The following is a 19,224-nucleotide window of genomic DNA, read 5'->3' as shown; positions in this document are numbered from 1 at the left end:
AACTGGCGTCAGGCTATGAGTCGTTTTATTATCGAGTTCGAGGAACGCCTCGAAAAGCACATTAACTAATGGCAGTTACACAGAATCTGTTACAGGCTCGAAAAAAATAGAATTGTGTGCCGATGACGTTCCAATCGAAATTCACGTAAACCCCAGTAACGCTGCAGAGTCTATTGTGGTGAAAAATATTATTTGGGAGCATATGTCTAAGTTGCTTGTCGGTTTTATTATTTCATGGGCTGTTTTTCTTTGGCTAGTATACGTTCTCGTCTTCAAGTTGAAACACAAAAAATAATAATCTCTAGCTGATTTAATGATAATTTTTAGCAATTTTCATCTTCATACCTTACTTCCCATACCTCACCCATCAGTGGTTTATCGTTTGTACGTCCCTCTCGGGTGCTGAGCATTTCCTCATCAAGTGAAATCGGCGTACAGATTAATGAAATTTTATCGTTGAATTGATTTTTGATAAGTTCGCACATTCTCCCCCAGCGCGCCTCTGACGCACTTTCTGAGGCGGCAGCCATCATAACGATAAAGTTTCGCTCTAACGGGTGTCCTGCTGGAGCAGCCAGTGCAAACTCTGCTAATCTTACTATGTCTGCAATATGGCCTTCTACGTTATAGCTCCGCTTCAGCTCGATAATATGCCTAATGTTTCCTGTTCGCTGCGAGCGCACCACAATATCCACTTTACCGGGTCGAGATATTAGTGCCTCATCTATTTCTTCTGATGCACAGATTGCCTTTACAGTATCTTCCATAGAAAAGGTAAACGTCTTGAAGTGCTGATGGACATGTCGGGCAATAAATACCGACAAAAAGTATTCAGGCAAATCGTTTATTGATTTTCCTGTCATTTCCTGCGCTTCTATGGCTGCATGGGCTCCAGCTTCAGCAAGAACCAGTCTTAGTGCTCTTTTTCTACTCAAAGAACTATCCTTTTCATTACTGCGATATGTAAACTATTTTAGTCACCATATTTTAAGAAGTAGTCGCATTTACTTTCAGATACACCTTCATCTCTGCAGTACTTTAATCCTCTGACTTCATCATACGCTTCATATCCAATGCTAAGCAGAATTACTGTCAATATTGGGACAACTGCCCACTTGAGAATGCCCTTTCCCATTGTTATTAAATCAGTATCTAATAGCAGGCTTGATATTTTTTTTGATTGGTCTCTTATTGTTGCCACGTTAAAATCCCTTTTATTAGTTATTTTAATAGTATCGATGTTCAGTGAGGTTTTTTATAAAGCGAAGTACTACTATTTCATCGCATCGGTACTTTGTCCTTGTAACCTAGGCTCTGATGGGCATCTGAGCTTTTAGGCGGTGCTATGGTTGCCTATATAATTCTGCGCTTCATGCTTTTCCACAATAGGCAGTGTTCTATCAGCGACGTTATACACTAAAGTAGCATAATGAGGAAATTTTAGGGGGTAACAGTCATATAATGAATAATCTTATGGCTTGTTAACGTCGTGTCTAAAAACCTTATTACTATGTTCTACATCGCCACTCGGTGTAGTAATCAATGCTTATCAACCGCCCTATTAGCGCATTAAAATCAAACTTTGAACCATAATTTTCGACGAGAGACTCGAACTCGAAAACCTGACAGTTCTTTGATAATCGAGGTGGGCCCGAGATCTTCCATCTATCGATAATGGCTTTTCTAGTGATAAGTGCCCATGAGTGCGATACCATGAACTCACGTCCGTCCCATGATACTGTAAGCTCCTTGCTGGTGGTCTCTGAGGGAAGTTTACGCTCTAGAATTGAGATCATACTGCCTTTAATCCGTGTATTTCTATGGGATGTTCCACACTTACTAAGAAACCTTTTCTCGAATTCGTTTTTCCCCAAACGATCGAATCCCAACTTAGCTTCAATGGGATAGCAAATACCGGTTTCGTGGTTAAGTACCGCTACATCGATCTTATGGACTCCATCAAAACCATAGTTGCCGCATTTATTTAGGCGTAATTCAGGGATGAAAGAACTGTGCCCTTTAAAGGATACGTAATCGCCGCAAACTGTTTTCTGAACCTTCTTAGATTCTTCAAGCATCTTAGCAAGTAGCCCTTCGCCTATGTGAGAGAGTTGAATCATTTATTCACCCTAACAGATATTTAGTGACTTCATATTAGCATTCGAAAAGGCTGTAAAAAAAGTATCGAAACTGCTAGCTTTATATGTCTTTATATTTAAAATATATAATTATAAGTTAAAGGTGAAAAAGGTTATAAAGCAATGGACAGATGGCACTACCCTCGGCACAAACTGTGTGACTACATACTGCAAGGTATGCAACAAGGGCTTCTTGAGAGGGTTACCTTTTTTGCACCTCGCAAGCGTGGCAAAACACAGTTTATCACGCGTGACGTTATTCCTGCCTGCGACAAGATTGATGTGTTACCCATATACATAGACTTCTGGTCAGACAAAGACTCGCCCCAGAATGCCTTTATTGATGCCGTCACGACCACGCTTGAATCACGTCGGAATATGTTTTCGAAAATCCTGGCAAAGCTTAAGTTCACACCTGCTGTTTCATCGTCGGGCGTAACAGTTAAAGCGGAAGCAAATGCCATGAGTTCACAGCGCCCTACCCTGCATTCGGTTTTTGATGCGCTTAATACCCATGACACGCCCATCCTATTATTGCTTGATGAGGTTCAGCATCTTGCGACGTCTGCTGACTATGCAAACTTTACCGCGGCCTTACGAAGCTTCATGACAGCGCGAAGTGATAACAAGATAAAGGCCATTTTCACCGGCTCATCACAGGAAGGGCTTAATAAGCTATTTAAAAACACCAAAGCCCCTTTTTATGATGCAAGCCAGACTATTCCTTTCCCACAATTGGATAGAGATTTCGTCGTTCACCAGCTGGGGGTTTTTAAATCTGTCACCGGTGGACGTGAACTCGATGAGGAATTAGCTTTCTCAATTTTTACGCAACAACAGTTTCATCCAGCTCGGTTCTCTGAAATGCTTAAATTCATGGCGCTTGAAGGGATATATGATATACAAGTAGGTTTTGATGAGCATGACCAGCGTTACTTATTAAATGAGCGCAGTGAATTTGCTAAGTCCATTGAGCAACTCAATCCGCTCGATAAAACTCTACTCAAATTACTAGCCAAGGACTGGAACAAAGGACTGTACACGGATGAAACGAAAAGTATGCTTGAATCTGAACTAGGTAAACGCCCCAGTAATCCACTGATTGGCGCAGCGTTGACACGCTTGGCTGAACAGGACCTTATTTATAACGAATCTCGGGGGGTCTGGCTGGTGGCCGACCCTTCACTTAAATCATTTATGTCGGAAAAGTAGCAGGACTCCTTTTCATGAGTATCATTGAACAAAACATATCGACGAAGTAGTCTTCGTCCGCTAAAAACAAAAGGAAAAGATTTACACCATGAGTACCTCTATGCAAATCAATCAGGACGATATCAACAAAGCCGTATGGTCGGCTTGTGACACGTTCCGTGGCGTTATCAGTGCCGATACCTATAAAGACTTCATTCTTACCATGCTTTTTTTAAAGTATATCTCGGACGTGTATAAGGATGACTATAACCGTCTAGTAAAGCAATACGGTGATAACCCTGAGCTCATTCATGCCATGATGTCGAAGCAACGTTTTGTGTTACCTGAAGGCGCAAGCTTTTGGGATTTATATGAAAAACGCTATGAGCCCGGCAATGGTGAGCGTATCGACAAAGCCCTGCACGCGATTGAAGAAGCGAACGGCAGTAAGCTTAAAAACGTCTTCCAAGACATCAGTTTCAATACAGACCGCTTAGGCCAAGAAAAACAAAAAAATGAGTTGCTACGTCATCTATTAGAAGATTTTGGTAAGGACATATTAAACCTAAGCACAGAGCGCGTGGGCAGCCTTGATATCATCGGTAATGCCTATGAATACCTTATCAAACACTTTGCTGCTGGCAGTGGCGCCACCGCTGGTGAGTACTATACGCCCCCAGAGGTCTCGACGCTTCTTGCAACTGTTTTAGAGCCGGTTGAAGGCGATGATATTTGCGACCCTTGCACAGGAAGTGGTTCATTGCTCTTAAAATGTGGCGCTATGGTACGCAAAAATTCAGGTTCAAAAAAATACGCATTGTACGGACAAGAAGCTATTGGCTCGACATGGGCCCTAGCTAAGATGAACATGTTTCTTCACGGCGAGGACAACCACAAAATCGAATGGGGTGATACTATACGTAACCCACTCCTGTTAGATAAAGACGGTAAAGGCTTATTGCACTTCGATGTGGTCACCGCTAATCCTCCTTTTTCTTTGGATAAGTGGGGCCATGATGATGCCAGTAACGACCCGTTTGGCCGCTTCCGTAGAGGCATTCCGCCAAAGACTAAAGGTGACTACGCGTTTATTACTCACATGATTGAAACGCTCAAGCCTGAAACGGGCAGAATGGCAGTAGTTGTCCCGCACGGCGTACTATTCAGAGCATCAAGCGAAGGCAAAATTCGTCAACAATTAATTGAAGAAAATTTGCTAGATACCGTCATCGGCCTGCCAGAAAAGCTGTTCTTTGGTACCGGCATCCCAGCCGCCATTTTGGTCTTCAAAAAGCACAAAACGGACAAAAACGTATTGTTTATTGATGCCAGCCGTGAGTTTAAGTCAGGCAAAAACCAAAACCAATTAACCGAAGAAAACATTCAGACAGTCATCGATACCTACAAAGCGCGTGAAAGCGTTGATAAATACGCCTATCTCGCCAGTTTCGATGAAATTAAAGAAAACGACTTTAACCTCAACATTCCTCGATACGTTGATACCTTTGAAGAAGAAGCTGAGATTGATTTAGTGGCGGTGCGCACTGAGCGTGTGCAGCTTAAGAGCGAGCTGCAAACCCTTGAAACAGAAATGGAAGGTTACTTGAAGGAGTTGGGTTATGGTGCCTAATGGATGGTCACACAAACTTTTTAAGCAAGTATTAAAACTAGATCGAGGTAGCTCACCAAGGCCAATTGTTAATTTCATAACTGAAAGTGATGAAGGGGTGAATTGGATTAAAATTGGCGATACTAAAGGTGATGACTCATTCATAAATCAGACTAAAGAAAAAATTACGCCAGAGGGTGCGAAAAAGTCAAGAAAGGTTAGTAAAGGAGAAATTATCCTTTCGAACTCTATGAGCTACGGAAAACCATACATTCTAAACATTGATGGCTACATCCATGATGGCTGGTTTGTTATAAGAGAATATGAATCACACTTAGATAAGCAATTTTTAATACAAGTTTTGGGTAGTGAATTGGTGCAAAGGCAATACAAGAGGCTTGCTGCTGGAGGTGTTGTAACTAATATTAGTAGTGAATTGGTATATGCAGTTAAGATCAACTTCCCCACTATTCCTGAACAACGCAAAATCGCCAAAATCCTATCCACTTGGGATAAAGCGATTAGCACCACCGAGCGCCTAATCGACAACAGCAAACAGCAGAAAAAAGCCCTCATGCAACAACTGCTCACGGGCAAAAAGCGCCTGCTTGATGAATCAGGTACACCGTTTCAAGGTGAGTGGGAAGAGATTACTTTAGAGAAGCTTGCTAAATATAGAAGAGGCAGTTTTCCACAGCCCTATGGTAATCCTGAGTGGGTCGATGAAGTTAATGGATATCCATTTATCCAAGTTTACGATATCGATAAGAATATGAAGCTAAAACCAGATACCAAGATCAAAATCAGTGATGCTGCTATTGATAGGAGTGTATTCATTCCAAAAGAAACGGTTATTGTGTCGTTACAAGGGTCTATTGGTAGAGTAGCTATAACGCAATATGACGCTTACGTAGACAGAACCGTTTTGCTTTTCCAAGAATTTATTGTTCCTATGGATAAAGTCTTTTTCGCTTTCATAATACAGGAGCTATTTGAGATTGAAAAAACAAAGGCTCCGGGTGGTACGATTAAGACTATTACGAAAGAAGTATTAAGTAACTTCAAAGTCTATATTCCATCCTACAACGAACAACAAAAAATTGCCTCCGTACTTATAAACGCTGACCAAGAAATCGAATTACTAGAACAACAGCTAGCTGACTTAAAACAAGAGAAAAAAGCCTTGATGCAGCAATTGTTAACAGGCAAGCGCAGAGTCAAGGTGGACGATGAGGCTGCCGCATGATTCCGCAAAAAAAATGCCCCGCACCATCCTAATCTTTTTGCCGACGGGTGACCCTCCGGGTATCCGTATTGCGGAGCAAACCACCTCGATTATCCGCGTGATTGAAGTGCCGCGCAGTGACATCGCTGAATTTGTCAAAATGCCAGAAGCTAAGCAGGTTGGGCTTTACTTCTTAGTGTCTGGCGATAGCAAAGACGAGCTGTATATTGGACAGTCGTGCGATGTAGGCGCAAGGCCTCAGCATCACAAAGACGAAAAAAAGACTGGGAACGTGCGTTGGTGCTGGTGTCACTGACCAACAACCTCACTCAAATTCATGAGTTGTATTTGGAATCGCTATCGATTGAAAAGGCGCGTCAGTGCCAGCGTTACGAGCTATTAAACGGTAATGGCGGACAAAAGCCCCATACGCCTATTCCGCTTAAAGCTGATTGCGATGAAATCCATGAGATTGGTAGTTTGTTGTTAGCGACATTGGGTTATCCATTGTTTGAACCACTGACTGACCAACCACCTACCCAAACTGAACAAGTATTTGTGTGTAATCGCGCTTCGGTGAAGGCCAAGGGTATCTATACCAATGAAGGTATGGTGGTGTTGAAAGGCTCGACGGCGCCTTATGTCACTAAGCGTAAAACTGATAAACGCATGGTAGAAATTCGCGAAAAATTACTAAGCAAAGGTGTTATCTCGCTATCAGGCAGTCACATTGTGTTTGAGCGTGATTACTTGTTTAAAACGCCCAGTGGCGCATCCGGCTTTCTGTTACTGGGTTCCTCAAACGGCTGGGTTGACTGGAAAACAGAGCAAGGCATTTCGCTGCATGAGTATGAGGGCAGAACGCTTTCCTTGGCTGAGCGTTAAAACTAGGCGCAAGCAAGTGGAGGTTACTTCAGTAGTTCTTCGTCGGTAATGTACTCGCCTTCATAGCAAGGACTTGGTATCTTAAAGTCATAAGCTACATCTCTGAAGCGCTAACAAATGGAGAGAATAGACGTAATGGAAGACAACCGCAGAATGGCAGCCAACTTCAACGAAGAATTTAGTGCAAAACTTCCCGCACTCACGTTGCTGACCAATTTGGGCTATACCTTCATTCCTCCTGCTGAGTGCGAGACACTCAGAGGCAACTTATCAGGCGATACCAATAAAAGTACCCAGCAAGTCATCCTGCTTCCTATTTTGCGACAATTTTTAGCCAAGCAAACCTTTTCCTTTCAGGGAAAAACGTACCCGTTATCTGAAGCAGCTATTGATAAAGTCATCTACCAACTTAGCCCTGCGATGAACTTAGGGCTACTGACGGCCAATGAGAACATCTATGACGCCCTCATGTACGGGGTGAGTGTTACCGAGTTTATTGACGGCAAAAAAGCCTCGCCCACAATAAAGTTAATTGATTGGAATACGCTCACAGAAAACGCATTTCACTTCACGGAAGAGTATGTGGTACAAACCGCCCCTGCTACCGGGCGACGCATTCCCGATATCGTGTGCTTCGTGAATGGCTTACCATTAGCGGTTATTGAGGCTAAGCGGCCTAATGATGCAAAGACAGGAAAGCTCACCACGTCAGCCGGTATCTCACAGCATTTACGCAATCAGGGGCACGATGAAATTCCACATTTATTCGCATACAGCCAATTGCTGCTTTCCATTAATGGGTATGACGGCTTGTATGGCACCACCGGGACGAAAGAAAAGTTCTGGGCAAAGTGGAAAGAAGAACTGATAACCGAGACTGAATTTAGCGCCCTCATCAATAAACCGCTTACTCAAGATAAGCTCGATTTACTGCTTAACCATCGCCCAGCACACGTAAAAGCTGAATTCTTGTCCTTATTGAATGCAGGTGAGCTCGCGGTAACGGACCAAGACCGACTGCTTGTCAGCCTATTACGGCCAGACCGTCTGCTTGAAATGAGTCGCCTGTTCACGCTTTTCGATAAAAAAGCGGGGAAGATTGTGGCGCGGTACCAGCAGGTATTTGGTATCAAAGCATTGATAGAGCGTATTAGTTCGTTTGATAAGTCCGGCTCTCGTGAAGGCGGTGTGATTTGGCACACTACGGGCAGTGGTAAGTCATTTACCATGGTGTTTTTATCTAAAGCACTGATATGGCTTGAAGCCCTTGCGCAATGTCGCGTAATTATTGTTACAGACCGTGTGGACCTAGAGGACCAACTGAGTCGTACCTTTGCATCTGGTGGCGTGTTAACTGACAGAGATAAAAAAGATGCCATGGCCACATCAGGCAAACGACTTGCGCAGCAAATCGGTCAAGGCAACGAACGCGTTATCTTCTCCATTATCAACAAATTCGGCTCTGCCATAAAGCACGCAGAATGCTTTAACGATAGTCCGAATATTCTTGTGCTGGTGGATGAAGGCCACCGAAGTCAAAACGGCGAAAACAATATCCGCATGCAGCAAACCCTGCCTAATGCGGCCTTTGTAGCTTTTACCGGTACACCATTATTGAAAGACGATAAAACAGAGAACAAGTTCGGTAAAATCATTCACTCTTACACCATGCAGCAAGCGGTAGAGGATAAAACTGTCACGCCCTTATTGTATGAAGAACGCATCCCTGAATTAGCCGTGCAGGATAAAGCCATTGATGCCTGGTTCGAACGAAGCACCAAAACGCTATCCGATAAGCAAAAAGCTGATTTAAAGAAGAAGTTTTCACAAAAAGGACAGGTATACCAAACCGAAGACCGCATTCGCCTGATTGCTTACGACATTTCTGAGCACTTCCAGAACTTTAAATACAAAGGATTGAAGGGGCAGCTTGCCTGTGACTCCAAAGCATCAGCCATACGCTATAAAAAAGCATTAGATAAGTTGGGGCGGGTGACGTCCGTTGTGGCCATGTCTCCACCGGATACCCGCGAAGGTCATGAAGCGGTTGACCAAGAAAGCAAAGACATCGTGCAAAACTGGTGGAAGGACAACATCGGTAAGATGGATGAAAAAGCCTACACCAAAGCCATCATAGAAGATTACAGTCATGTAGACGGTCCAGACATCATGATTGTGGTGGATAAGCTCCTGACGGGCTTTGACGAGCCTAAAAATACGGTGCTGTATATAGATAAGCCCTTAAAAGAGCACAATCTCATCCAAGCCATTGCACGAGTGAACCGCCTGTATCAAGACAAAGACTTTGGCTACCTCATCGACTATCGCGGCATCCTCAAAGAATTGGATACCACCATTGAAAAGTATCAAGACCTCGCTGAGCGTACCCAAGGCGGCTTTGACATTGAAGATATCCAAGGGCTCTATAGCTCAATGGAAACCGAGTATAAAAAACTCCCCACATTACACAGCGACGTCTGGGCGATATTTGATGGTGTCAAAAACAAACAACAGCCTGCTGCACTGAGTCAGGCATTGTCACCCAAAATTGAAGATATTGATGGCCAACTGACTGACACTAACTTAAAAAAGCGCCAAGATTTCTACGCCGCACTCACTGCATTCTCCAATTGCATGAAAGTCGCATTACAATCGGCGTCATACTTTGACGATAAGTCGTTTGATAAAACCCGTGACCTATACAAGCGCGATTTGAAAGCGTTTGTCGAGATACGTCAAAAGGTCAAAGAGCTCTCAGAAGAAACGGTCAATTATGATGCATATGCCGAAGATATCAGGCAACTTCTAGACAGACACATTTCAGGTGTTGAGATCACGGAATCGGATGGCGTATATCTTATTGGCGAAATGGGTAAGACCCGCGAACCCGAAAAAATGTCCGACGATGAAGCGCGAAATCAGACGGATAAAATCACCGGGCGCGTGACAAAGATGATACAAGATGATCTCGCTGACGACCCTTATGCACAGGCCCACTTCTCTAAACTGTTAAAGCAAGCCATCGAAGACGCGCGAGCGATGTTTGATTCGCCCGTCAAACAATATTTGATGTTTGCTGAGCTGGAAAACGATGTAGCACAACGCAAGGTCGCTGACATTCCAGACCGCTTTGTGGATGAAACAGGTAAACGTAATCGCCATGCACAAGCGTATTACGGTCTCTTTGCCCATGTCTTAGGCGATACACTTAACGATAAGCCTCACCTTGATGAAGACACCCGTGTTGCGCTGGCCTTTGACATTGATAACATTGTTAAAGACGCAGTGGCAGAGTTTTCTATTACGCCGTCGGAAATTGAAAACGCAATACACAATAAAACGCTTCCGCTTTTATTTCATGAAGTGGGACTAGAAGATGCCACGTTAATGGTTGAGGAAATAATACGCATAACACGTACTGGGTTATCTAAAGAGTGATACCGTGACACAAAAGCACCTCGCAGCCCGTATAGGCAGCCACAACAATGAATCTTCTGTATTGCATTACGGTGATGAGCGTATTGAATACGACATTATCAGGCGCAAGTTGCAGGCAGACTCTACGTCGCCCCGCAGAAAGGTCACCTTAAAGGTACACCCAGACCTTAGGGTTGTGGCGACAGCGCCTCATGACGCCTCGAATGATGATATTCATCAAATCGTGACAAAACGTGCCCGTTGGATTTGGGACAATCTACAGCAGTTTGCCGAACAACAGTCCATGGTGTTGCCAAGACAATATGTCAGTGGTGAGACTCAGTTTTACCTTGGGCGTCGCTATGTGTTGAAAGTGAGCCCCAGTGAAACGCAGCGTTCGGACATCAAGCTATATCGAGGAAAGCTTCAGGTGACAGTCAGCGCTGCGTTGTATGACGCAGAAATGTCTCGGCAAGCGAAGGTGAAAGGGTTACTTAAACGCTGGTACGCGGATAAGTCTCAACAGGTGTTGTCTGAGCGAATTTCGCAAATGGTGATAAAAACACCGTGGGTAAAAGAAACGCCGTCATTTCGAATCATGGAGATGAAAAAGCAGTGGGGCAGTTGCTCGGCAAGCGGCAGTTTATTGTTTAACCCGCACCTTATCAAAGCGCCAAAAGAGTGCATTGACTATGTTGTTTTGCACGAGCTGTGTCATATCGCTGAACACAATCACAGTGAGAAGTTTTGGCGTTTGCTTACACAGGTGATGCCCAACTGGAAACAAGTAAAAAGTCAGTTAGACGGAATGGCTGAGTTGTACCTTAATGATTAGCAACCAACAAAAATAGCTGGCAAAAAGCGTATTACTAATTTGGAAACAAACTTTGAGAAAGCAAATACACTAGTTAAGTGAAGCCTTCACCTTAGGGCATATGAACATGGAAATAAACGGAGTTATTAATTATATGAGTACACGACCAACCACTTTGCTTAGTATGCTTTTTTTCTTTCAGCTGTTTTTTATTAACTCCGTCAGTGCACAAGATGCAGTGACTATATACAAAGAATATAAAAATAACATAGTTGAGATTGTCGTTAAAAACGGCATGGATGTAGAAGTGGTGAGAGGTACAGCGATATACGCAATTAACAATATGTTTATGACTAACGCTCACGTTGTCAAGGGAGGGAGTCAAGCAATAGTTCTTGTGGGAAATGAAAGGTACAATGTCGTATCTGCTGAGCTAAGTAGGAACCAAGATCTTGCCTTTGTTTCTATTGACACCAAGGGAAAAGACCTTCCATTAAAACCATTCAAATTTTCTTTTGATATCGATGCAGGCCAGGAAGTTTACGTCATAAGCAATCCTGTTGGGTTCAACCAGTCGATAACTGATGGGATTATATCTTCAATTCGCGGAAATATAATTCAGCACACGGCTGCTGTTTCTCCTGGCTCTAGTGGCGGGGCCTTATTCTCTAAAAGCGGGGATTTAATTGGAATAATAACGTCCAGGCATAGGGATGAAACTAGCATGGGGTTTGGTCTTTCTATAGAAGCTATCTCCCATGAGTTAAACAACGAAAGTAGCAGTTTTTTCAGTTTGTTCGACGAGGCTCCCTTATTGGGTGGCAAAGCAATAATAGGGATGTCACATTTAGATGATGGCTTAACAGTACAAATTGACCTGTTTGATCCTGCTTCGGTGAAAAAAGAAGGGAATTATCTCAGGTACAACGGGGGCGCTAGGGTAATTAGCTATGAAAACGATGCGGTCAGCAGGTTTGCAGAGTTTGAATTTGAGTCGTTGTTTGATTGCAAGAACAAAACCGACAAAAGTTTATACACACGAGTACATGGGCCTAATAAAAGCGAAGTCTTATTTGAATTTGGTGAGAGTGACGAGTGGCTCCCAGTCAAGGATAAATATAAGGCCACACTTAACGCTTACTGTGAGTCAACAGTAACCAATAACCAACTCTACTATAGCCTTAGAGAGTTGCACTCATACATAACGACTATCATGCCAATAGAGCTATTAAGAAAAGAAGAGACGGTTAACGCCCAAGGTGGCGCCAACCGTCTACTGCAGTATATTTTAAAACACTCACACTGAGCGTCGAACGCGTTTCTTATTTTTCTTAAATATTATCGCCATCAGCATTTGATTTGTGGCACATCACTCCAGCGTGTAGTTGCGCGCTTTGTTAAAAACTGCCTTTTCATCTCATGTTTTTTATCAAACCCTTTTGAAGCCACCTGAAGGGTACTTTTGCCATATCTATCATTGACGGCGTCAAGTACGTTCATCAGCTTTGGGTTATCATCATTCAAACTAAAGAGGTCAGCTTGATAGTTTGCAGCCGGTATGATTTCTACAATACCTACTCCACACCGGTAAAAGCATACGCCTGGCTTAAATATTTTGTCGATAATGGCAGGGAGTGCGTTCGTAACAATCCGTGTGTCCATTGTGGGGACCGGAAACGGGTGGTAAATCGACTTGCGGTAATAAGCGGTATCGTCGTGTGGCGAGTTAGAGGCAAATACAGTCATCGCTTTAGTTAAACTTTTTTGCCTGCGTAGTTTACGCATAGCGCTCTCACAATGTCCCACTAAGGCTTTATGTAAGTCTCTCTTATCAGTTACCCGGGCGCCGAAAGTCCGTGTGCTATATATTTGTTGCTTGTCGGGCCTGACGTCATCCCACTTGATTCGAATTTCGCCGTTAAGCTCCCTCACGGTGTTTTCCACAAGGATAGAAAACTGTTTCCTCATACGTGCCGGTGATTGAACTGATAGCTGGTGGGCAGTATGAATACCAAGTAGGTTTAATTTTCGCCCTAGCCTGTTTCCTATTCCCCAGACGTCCGTGACGTCCATTTGTTTGAGTATGCTGATACGCTCTAGCTCGCTGTCTATGACAGCGACACCATTGTAGCCAGGTAGGCGCTTTGCGGCATGACTGGCTGCTTTAGCAAGTGTGGGAGTTATCCCCCCGCCTGCCCCAACTGGTAAGCGAACCTCTTTCCATACTGTACGCCTGATATCTCTTCCTAAATCAAGCCAACTGTCATGGGAAAGGCGCGTATCAAAGCGGGCAAACAGTTCATCTATGGAATAAACATAAATATCATCAGCGAATTGGCTGATAGTATCCATCATCTTGGTACTAAGCGAGTGATAAAGTTCGTAATTAGAACTGGTCACTACTACGCCATGCTTTTTAATCAGTTCCTTAACTTGGAAGTATGGAACAAATTTCTTAATGCCAAGCTTTTTGGCAATAGGGCAAACTGCGACAATGCAACCGTCGTTATTGCTAAGGGTGACGACGGGCTTATTTCTAAGATCAGGTCGCATAACCTTTTCAGCACTACTGTAAAAGCCAGACGCATCGCAGAGAAAGTACATCATGCCCCTATTTTCTTATTGAGAGGCGTGTGGATCCTAACCGAACGGGTCACCACGCCCTCGAGTGAGAAGTCATCCCCTTCTTTGATGAAATAGGGTTTGGCACCAATCTGAGACGAAATAAGGGCCCTTCGCTCCATATCAATTTTCTTGCAGCAAAACACTCCATTTAACACAGCCACGATGATGGACATATGCTTCACTTGTTGCGCTCTTGAGATAATAAGAATGTCGCCATCAAAAATGCCATCCAGTTCCATTGAATTCCCCTGCGCTACGCCTACCCATGTGGCAGAGGGTTTGTCGATAAGTAGCTCGTCTAAACTCAATTCCATTTCAATGTATTCAGCAGCAGGGCTTTCAAATCCTACTAACCCTGCTTGCGCTTTTACTGGGATAACCTTCATAAAACCATATAACTGTATAAATGTACAGTTATTGTATTTTCAATCGATGATAGCCGTCAAATTACATTCGTTTATTTCATGTGAAAAATGATCTAAGTAATACCTTGTGAGCGCTACATTTTGTCGGTTAAAACATAAAAATTAACACATTAGTTTATGGTATACATGCTTTGGAAAGGAAGAAAATATGGAAAATACGAGCATGGAAAACACATCAGGTATAAACAATTAAACCTGGCCGATATCTATGCCTACCGGCAACAACACAGTGAGCCACTCGTTACTGACTTTTTCCGGTGGGTTTATCAACAACGACAGCGCACTGATTTACTCCCCAAGTCTCCCTTCGCCAAGGCACTCCATTATGCGCATGAACGAAAAAGCCAACTCAAGGTGTTCCTGAGCAATCCTGCTTTACCCATGGATACCAATCATCTTGAGCGGGCATTGCGGGTAATCCCCATGGGGAGAAAAAACTACTTGTTCTGTTGGTCTGAACTCGGGGCTGAACAACTGGGCATACTGCAAAGCCTGATGGTGACTTGCCGCCTGCAAGGCATCAATCCCTACCACTACCTCGTGGATGTATTGCAGCGTGTAGCACTGCATCCGGCCAAAGACGTTCTAGACCTCACCCCCAGAGTGTGGAAAGATAAGCTTGCCGATACGCCACTCACATCCGATGTACAACAACACCGAAATTAAGCGCGAACATGAACATCAACATCAACGACCTCACTCTGGAACAGCTGTACCAGCTCAATGACATGGTCTGTCAACGCATTGACCAAATACGCGCCCAACAAGAGCGAGAAGCTATTGCGCGTATTCGACCCGGTATGAAAGTGACTATCGAAGGGCCTGATGGGACAATCTTCGGGATTGCCCTAAAACTTAACCGCAAAACCATTATCGTGGCATCTGAAGATAAACTACGTCAGTACAAGGTGGCCGCTGGATTGGTGAAACCTGTCAACGACCTGAATTAGACTGCTTACGGTCCATATTGATCGCTTACTTAACAAATACTATATTGTAAGAAATATATGTTTAACGCTCATCAGACCCGCTATCTAGATACATGCTTTGAATAAACTCGATCTCTGCCGTTGATAATACATTAGCTGAAACCATACATTGCCCGTCTAAATATCTAGAAAGAAGCTTACGCAACTCTTGATCAGTAAGGTACTTATTGCCTTCTACATACTCTCTAATTTCATTCGCACATCGCATATGTTAAAGCCTCACCTAACAAGTTTTTTCTGCTTTTGCTCTCTAAAGAAATAGCCTTGCATTAGCAAGTCTAGTTCCTTGCAAAATACATATTTTTCAAAACAGTCCACTCCTTCGACAATAACGCTTCCAGCCTTCTTACGTAGATTGATAAGTAGGCAACTTAGCAACTTTTTGTCTTGGTTGAAAAGGCGCCAAAACAATTCTTTTGATATCTTTATTGCATCAAAGTTACACTTCTCTATTGTATCGAAATTAGAAAAGCCGCAGCCGAAGTCGTCTAACCAAATTGATACATTAGGATGAGCTGTTAGAGCCCAGATCGCTTGTGTATTTTCTTCTGAACTATCGATTGTTTCTGAAATTTCTAGTGCAATTTCTAAACCTCTAAAGTCCTCAACTAACATGGCTAGATATGCTGACTTAAGAAATTCCTCATTTACATTGAATGAGACTTTCTTTAAACCTCTCTGAGACATTTCAGAGAGTACATCTCTGAGATAACTGAAGTAATACACTTTCGGAAAACTACAAAAAAACTGCCGGCTATCTAACTGGCTCTCCGATAGAAATACAGAAGTAAGGATTTCATAGTAGTTATTTTCAGCGCCGATTGATCTGGTGACAGCCTCTAGTCTAGGTGCTAAGTCGTACTCTGAGTTGGCAATAGTGAAACTTCTAAAAGGCAGTATTATTTCCATTTAAAAATCCATCCGAGTCAACATATAACCAACTTTTCGTTGATTTAAGATACATAGGCTAGTGCCCGTCAATGCAGTTCTGAGTTCAGAAACTACAACGTTTACATTATTTTGGACTCTAGGTAGACTGCCCCAAACGTACTTCATAATGTGTTCTTTGCTTACAAATTCGTCAATGTTTCTGTGTAAGAGGCACAGTGCTCTACCAGCAGAGTAAGAGAGCTTGAACGTACCCTTATTTGTGTATAGAAATCCAGCTTCAAATTTAACAGAAGATTCTATAGAAAAATTACGATTAGGATACAAAAAACACTTCAAACAATGTTCATTGCAAGAGTTATCTTCTGAAACTATATTTTCCATGTTTCCCGTATCATTTAATTGAGCATCACGATTGAAAAAAATGATATTTGAACTTTGTTCAGCCATAAACTCATTACTCCAATTGAGTTACAATATTATGTAGAATAGCGATATTGGTCTTGAATAAAACGTTTATAAAAATTATAAAAATTATAAATTTAGAGTTTTAATTCTGAATTCTTGGATAATATTTATCTTTTTATGTCGCTGTGATAAGGCAATTATGTTTCCACTCTCAACATGCATATCTTTTACTAAATATGACGCGCCATCTAAGTCAGTCACACATGCGCCTTTCGGAAATAGCCTCAAAAATAAACAAAACTTTTTAAAAATGACGGGATCGATCACTTCAGCAATCGCCATATTTTGCATTTCATTAATGCTTTCATAAGGTGACTTTTTGGCCCGATACCCCCTGCCAGAAGTCATTGCTTCGTAGGTATTTAGAACTCTTAAAATTCTTGCACCAAGCTTGATTTGGCGCCCCATTAAGCCTTTAGGATAACCAGTACCATTAAAGTTTTCATGATGTTGGAGGACAAGTGTTGTCAACGAGTTAGATAAGTTGGATTCATTAACAATTTTTGCTGATTCAATAGGATGTATTTGAATAAGCTGTTTTTGGGAGTCCGAGACTAACTTCCTAGAACCCAATAACAATGGATACCTTGCCATAGAAATATCACTCAAAAATGCAGCATTGCAATATTCGAGCGTCTTGCTTCTAGTGAGCGTGATGTAGTTACAAAAGCTAGCAGTCAAGCAAACGAGCTTTAATGTTCGTCTGAAAAGCTCGTTTTCAGATCGAATTAAGTCGACGCACGTAATATGACAAAATTTTCCTGCTATTACTTGAGAAACAATTGCGTTGATACGTGAAACTACTGACGCTTCATTGATTAATCTAGAACTAACTATTTCATCAAAAATTAGTTTTAATAATTTGATATTTTTTTTAGTTAATTTTGATTTTCTATTTGAGCTTATGACGTAGAGATTTTTGTAAGCAGATAGGTTTCTAATGTCCTTACTTGATCTTACTTTTGTAAAATTTGTTATGTATGGAGTGTAAAACCAGTTTTTGAATACAAAAACAATATCTCCGACATTTAAGTCAGACGATTTAATTTTTTTAAACATGAATTATGCAACATATTTATGGTAGCGAATGTCGCACTGCCTTCCCATTGGCTATTGAAATCCTTGAGTATAAGATAATTAGACGTTAATTTTATCGTTCTCCCAATTCAAAAAAGACGCTATTTTATATTTTAAGCACTAACCATCAATGCTACTTTAGTCTAATTATAATTTGGAATTCTCGCGATTAAATTATGATGTAAAAAAATCAACCCCCGAATTCAGATAACAAGTGCACCACTCATGGTTAAATCGGTGATGGATGATCAACTGCCTGTTGGTGGTATTCTAAAATCGCCAAAAATCAGAAGTAAGCACCATGAGTTACAAGCAGTTGATCGAGGGACAACGTTACTAGATCGAAGCCTATCTGCGCGAGGGTTTAAGTTACCGAGAGATAGGAAAAAGGTTGAATGTCAGTCACAGTACCATAAGCCGAGAAGTGAGACGCAACCGTCTAAAAGAGAGTCGCTATCTGCCTGAAGTGGCGCATGCCAAAACAGTAAAACGCCGCCATCTGGCAGCCAAGTATCGACTTTGTGACATGACCATTGCGTTTGTTGAATTCGGATTATCACAGAAGGGGAGCCCTGAGCAGATAGCGGGAGTCGGTAAGTTGATTGGCTATTCTGTCAGCCACGAGTGGATATATGGTCATGTGCAGCGTAAGCGATCAATATAGGCCGCCTTCCCCAGATTTAGCTGCTCCGTAAAATAGCCTCCGTAGATTTTACTAACGGAGACTTTACTGATGGCAACAAAAAGACGTACACGTGAGCAATGGCAAAGGTTGGTTGACAAGCAAGCAGAAAGCGAGCTGACAGTCAGTGAATTTTGTGCACAGCATGCGTTAACAGTATCAAATTTTTATCTGTGGCGTAAAAAGCTGAGCGATGATAGAGAACCGTTTGCGCAGCAGGATAACTGGCTTGCTTTTGATATGCCAGCGAGCGGGAACCAGAGTATAGATTCAGCGTGGGAGATTGAACTGGTATTACCCGGTGGTGGGGTGCTGCGGATGAACCGTGCTGCCTGATGTTACCCTTATCCAATGGGCGTATTTGGTTGTACACCGGCAATGCCGATATGCGTAAACAGTTTGATGGGTTGGCAGCGCTGGTACAGAGCAAGTTGGGCATGCAGGCAATCTCCAAACGATAAATTATAGCCCCGAGACGGATAAGAGGATGTTGGAAATGGCTGAAAGCGGAATTCCACTTCAAGAGATTGCTGATGAAATGAATAAGACCAAAGAAGCCATAAAAATGCGGTTAAAACGGACACGTAAAGCGCGTCGTGAGGCTTTGAAATAAATACGCTTTTATAGTGACTTGATTATAAATTATCAAAAAAGGTTCAAAATCTACTGTAGGAGTAGATTTTTTGATGTTAGGGTAAGCGGATTAAATGGTTGATCTTACCTTTGCATGAGAGTGAGACAGACCGGCATCTCATCGGATTATCTGGTTGATGCTTCACCTACTGCTGGTG

General features: G+C 42.5%; 22 protein-coding genes. 13 read left to right on the top strand and 9 right to left on the bottom strand.

Going from position 1 to position 19,224, the window contains the following annotated elements; translation table 11 throughout:
* Positions 1-323: 323 nt before the first annotated feature.
* From MHN09_RS18590 to MHN09_RS18580, 3 genes are all read right to left on the bottom strand, one after another.
* Complete coding sequence (locus MHN09_RS18590) at positions 324-935, bottom strand: hypothetical protein (protein WP_239241680.1); 612 nt, start codon at positions 933-935, stop codon at positions 324-326.
* A 38-nt stretch (positions 936-973) separates the two neighbouring features.
* Positions 974-1,201, bottom strand: coding sequence for a hypothetical protein (locus MHN09_RS18585; protein ID WP_239241679.1), 228 nt, complete (start codon positions 1,199-1,201; stop codon positions 974-976).
* Positions 1,202-1,508: 307 nt separating this feature from the next.
* Complete coding sequence (locus MHN09_RS18580) at positions 1,509-2,120, bottom strand: hypothetical protein (RefSeq protein WP_044447345.1); 612 nt, start codon at positions 2,118-2,120, stop codon at positions 1,509-1,511.
* Between the two features lie 141 nt (positions 2,121-2,261).
* Between MHN09_RS18580 and MHN09_RS18575 the strand changes: the two genes are divergently transcribed.
* The 8 genes from MHN09_RS18575 to MHN09_RS18540 all read left to right on the top strand — a co-directional run bounded on the left by MHN09_RS18575 (position 2,262) and on the right by MHN09_RS18540 (position 12,585).
* Positions 2,262-3,350, top strand: a complete 1,089-nt coding sequence (locus tag MHN09_RS18575) for a hypothetical protein (RefSeq protein WP_239241678.1) — start codon at positions 2,262-2,264, stop codon at positions 3,348-3,350.
* An 88-nt stretch (positions 3,351-3,438) separates the two neighbouring features.
* Entirely contained in the window at positions 3,439-4,959 is a 1,521-nt protein-coding gene (locus MHN09_RS18570; protein WP_239241677.1) for a type I restriction-modification system subunit M, read from the top strand.
* The gene (locus MHN09_RS18565; protein WP_239241676.1) at positions 4,949-6,184 is read left to right on the top strand and encodes a restriction endonuclease subunit S; all 1,236 of its coding nucleotides are present in this window, start codon (positions 4,949-4,951) and stop codon (positions 6,182-6,184) included. Before MHN09_RS18570 ends, MHN09_RS18565 begins: the two co-directional genes overlap by 11 nt.
* A 13-nt stretch (positions 6,185-6,197) precedes the next feature.
* Entirely contained in the window at positions 6,198-6,479 is a 282-nt protein-coding gene (locus tag MHN09_RS18560; RefSeq protein WP_239241675.1) for a hypothetical protein, read from the top strand.
* Positions 6,464-7,048 (top strand): DUF4357 domain-containing protein, encoded by a 585-nt coding sequence (locus MHN09_RS18555; protein WP_239241674.1) that lies wholly within the window; start codon positions 6,464-6,466, stop codon positions 7,046-7,048. The genes MHN09_RS18560 and MHN09_RS18555 overlap by 16 nt, the downstream gene beginning before the upstream one ends.
* A gap of 117 nt (positions 7,049-7,165) precedes the next feature.
* Entirely contained in the window at positions 7,166-10,486 is a 3,321-nt protein-coding gene (locus MHN09_RS18550) for an HsdR family type I site-specific deoxyribonuclease (protein ID WP_239241673.1), read from the top strand.
* 4 nt (positions 10,487-10,490) lie between these two features.
* The gene (locus MHN09_RS18545) at positions 10,491-11,300 is read left to right on the top strand and encodes a SprT family zinc-dependent metalloprotease (RefSeq protein WP_239241672.1); all 810 of its coding nucleotides are present in this window, start codon (positions 10,491-10,493) and stop codon (positions 11,298-11,300) included.
* Positions 11,301-11,406: 106 nt separating this feature from the next.
* The gene (locus MHN09_RS18540; protein ID WP_239241671.1) at positions 11,407-12,585 is read left to right on the top strand and encodes a serine protease; all 1,179 of its coding nucleotides are present in this window, start codon (positions 11,407-11,409) and stop codon (positions 12,583-12,585) included.
* 41 nt (positions 12,586-12,626) lie between these two features.
* Here MHN09_RS18540 and MHN09_RS18535 read toward each other — a convergent pair whose 3' ends face one another.
* A complete protein-coding gene (locus MHN09_RS18535; RefSeq protein ID WP_239241681.1) occupies positions 12,627-13,883 on the bottom strand; it encodes a Y-family DNA polymerase in 1,257 nt (418 codons plus the stop codon).
* Positions 13,883-14,290 (bottom strand): S24 family peptidase, encoded by a 408-nt coding sequence (locus MHN09_RS18530; RefSeq protein WP_239241670.1) that lies wholly within the window; start codon positions 14,288-14,290, stop codon positions 13,883-13,885. The genes MHN09_RS18535 and MHN09_RS18530 overlap by 1 nt, the downstream gene beginning before the upstream one ends.
* 165 nt (positions 14,291-14,455) lie before the next feature.
* Here MHN09_RS18530 and MHN09_RS18525 point away from each other — a divergent pair, with 165 nt between their 5' ends.
* Both MHN09_RS18525 and MHN09_RS18520 read left to right on the top strand, forming a co-directional pair.
* Positions 14,456-14,995, top strand: coding sequence for a transposase (locus MHN09_RS18525; RefSeq protein ID WP_239220332.1), 540 nt, complete (start codon positions 14,456-14,458; stop codon positions 14,993-14,995).
* Positions 14,996-15,003: 8 nt separating this feature from the next.
* Complete coding sequence (locus MHN09_RS18520) at positions 15,004-15,279, top strand: hypothetical protein (protein ID WP_232380375.1); 276 nt, start codon at positions 15,004-15,006, stop codon at positions 15,277-15,279.
* A gap of 61 nt (positions 15,280-15,340) precedes the next feature.
* Here the strand turns inward: MHN09_RS18520 and MHN09_RS18515 are convergent, their stop codons facing one another.
* The 4 genes from MHN09_RS18515 to MHN09_RS18500 all read right to left on the bottom strand — a co-directional run bounded on the left by MHN09_RS18515 (position 15,341) and on the right by MHN09_RS18500 (position 17,733).
* Entirely contained in the window at positions 15,341-15,526 is a 186-nt protein-coding gene (locus MHN09_RS18515) for a hypothetical protein (RefSeq protein ID WP_202942927.1), read from the bottom strand.
* An 11-nt stretch (positions 15,527-15,537) separates the two neighbouring features.
* The gene (locus MHN09_RS18510) at positions 15,538-16,227 is read right to left on the bottom strand and encodes an EAL domain-containing protein (protein WP_239241669.1); all 690 of its coding nucleotides are present in this window, start codon (positions 16,225-16,227) and stop codon (positions 15,538-15,540) included.
* Positions 16,228-16,656: a winged helix-turn-helix domain-containing protein gene (locus MHN09_RS18505; RefSeq protein ID WP_239241668.1), complete on the bottom strand. Its 429-nt coding sequence runs from the start codon at positions 16,654-16,656 to the stop codon at positions 16,228-16,230. It lies immediately after the preceding gene.
* A gap of 84 nt (positions 16,657-16,740) precedes the next feature.
* On the bottom strand, positions 16,741-17,733 hold the full coding sequence (locus MHN09_RS18500; RefSeq protein ID WP_202942930.1) for an HD domain-containing phosphohydrolase: 993 nt from the start codon (positions 17,731-17,733) through the stop codon (positions 16,741-16,743).
* Between the two features lie 358 nt (positions 17,734-18,091).
* On the opposite strand from MHN09_RS18500, the gene MHN09_RS18495 reads away from it, so the two are divergent.
* The 3 genes from MHN09_RS18495 to tnpB all read left to right on the top strand — a co-directional run bounded on the left by MHN09_RS18495 (position 18,092) and on the right by tnpB (position 18,894).
* Positions 18,092-18,415: a helix-turn-helix domain-containing protein gene (locus MHN09_RS18495; RefSeq protein WP_343300030.1), complete on the top strand. Its 324-nt coding sequence runs from the start codon at positions 18,092-18,094 to the stop codon at positions 18,413-18,415.
* Between the two features lie 69 nt (positions 18,416-18,484).
* Positions 18,485-18,769: a transposase gene (locus tag MHN09_RS18490; RefSeq protein WP_202942931.1), complete on the top strand. Its 285-nt coding sequence runs from the start codon at positions 18,485-18,487 to the stop codon at positions 18,767-18,769.
* Positions 18,769-18,894 (top strand): IS66 family insertion sequence element accessory protein TnpB, encoded by a 126-nt coding sequence (tnpB, locus tag MHN09_RS18485; protein ID WP_202942932.1) that lies wholly within the window; start codon positions 18,769-18,771, stop codon positions 18,892-18,894. The genes MHN09_RS18490 and tnpB overlap by 1 nt, the downstream gene beginning before the upstream one ends.
* The last annotated feature ends 330 nt before the right edge of the window (positions 18,895-19,224 follow it).

The organism is Alteromonas sp. MmMcT2-5, assembly GCF_022348315.1.
GTDB lineage: Bacteria > Pseudomonadota > Gammaproteobacteria > Enterobacterales > Alteromonadaceae > Alteromonas > Alteromonas macleodii.
This window is presented reverse-complemented; position numbering and strand designations above follow the sequence as displayed.

Excerpts from the sequence above, each read along its gene's own strand:
- MHN09_RS18580 (WP_044447345.1), bottom strand. The coding sequence starts at position 2,120 with ATGATTCAACTCTCTCACATAGGCGAAGGGCTACTTGCTAAGATGCTT.
- MHN09_RS18575 (WP_239241678.1), top strand. The coding sequence starts at position 2,262 with ATGGACAGATGGCACTACCCTCGGCACAAACTGTGTGACTACATACTG.
- MHN09_RS18570 (WP_239241677.1), top strand. The coding sequence starts at position 3,439 with ATGAGTACCTCTATGCAAATCAATCAGGACGATATCAACAAAGCCGTA.
- MHN09_RS18565 (WP_239241676.1), top strand. The coding sequence starts at position 4,949 with ATGGTGCCTAATGGATGGTCACACAAACTTTTTAAGCAAGTATTAAAA.
- MHN09_RS18560 (WP_239241675.1), top strand. The coding sequence starts at position 6,198 with ATGCCCCGCACCATCCTAATCTTTTTGCCGACGGGTGACCCTCCGGGT.
- MHN09_RS18550 (WP_239241673.1), top strand. The coding sequence starts at position 7,166 with ATGGAGAGAATAGACGTAATGGAAGACAACCGCAGAATGGCAGCCAAC.
- MHN09_RS18540 (WP_239241671.1), top strand. The coding sequence starts at position 11,407 with ATGGAAATAAACGGAGTTATTAATTATATGAGTACACGACCAACCACT.
- MHN09_RS18535 (WP_239241681.1), bottom strand. The coding sequence starts at position 13,883 with ATGTACTTTCTCTGCGATGCGTCTGGCTTTTACAGTAGTGCTGAAAAG.
- MHN09_RS18530 (WP_239241670.1), bottom strand. The coding sequence starts at position 14,290 with ATGAAGGTTATCCCAGTAAAAGCGCAAGCAGGGTTAGTAGGATTTGAA.
- MHN09_RS18525 (WP_239220332.1), top strand. The coding sequence starts at position 14,456 with ATGCTTTGGAAAGGAAGAAAATATGGAAAATACGAGCATGGAAAACAC.
- MHN09_RS18520 (WP_232380375.1), top strand. The coding sequence starts at position 15,004 with ATGAACATCAACATCAACGACCTCACTCTGGAACAGCTGTACCAGCTC.
- MHN09_RS18515 (WP_202942927.1), bottom strand. The coding sequence starts at position 15,526 with ATGCGATGTGCGAATGAAATTAGAGAGTATGTAGAAGGCAATAAGTAC.
- MHN09_RS18510 (WP_239241669.1), bottom strand. The coding sequence starts at position 16,227 with ATGGAAATAATACTGCCTTTTAGAAGTTTCACTATTGCCAACTCAGAG.
- MHN09_RS18505 (WP_239241668.1), bottom strand. The coding sequence starts at position 16,656 with ATGGCTGAACAAAGTTCAAATATCATTTTTTTCAATCGTGATGCTCAA.
- MHN09_RS18500 (WP_202942930.1), bottom strand. The coding sequence starts at position 17,733 with ATGTTTAAAAAAATTAAATCGTCTGACTTAAATGTCGGAGATATTGTT.
- MHN09_RS18490 (WP_202942931.1), top strand. The coding sequence starts at position 18,485 with ATGGCAACAAAAAGACGTACACGTGAGCAATGGCAAAGGTTGGTTGAC.
- tnpB (WP_202942932.1), top strand. The coding sequence starts at position 18,769 with ATGTTACCCTTATCCAATGGGCGTATTTGGTTGTACACCGGCAATGCC.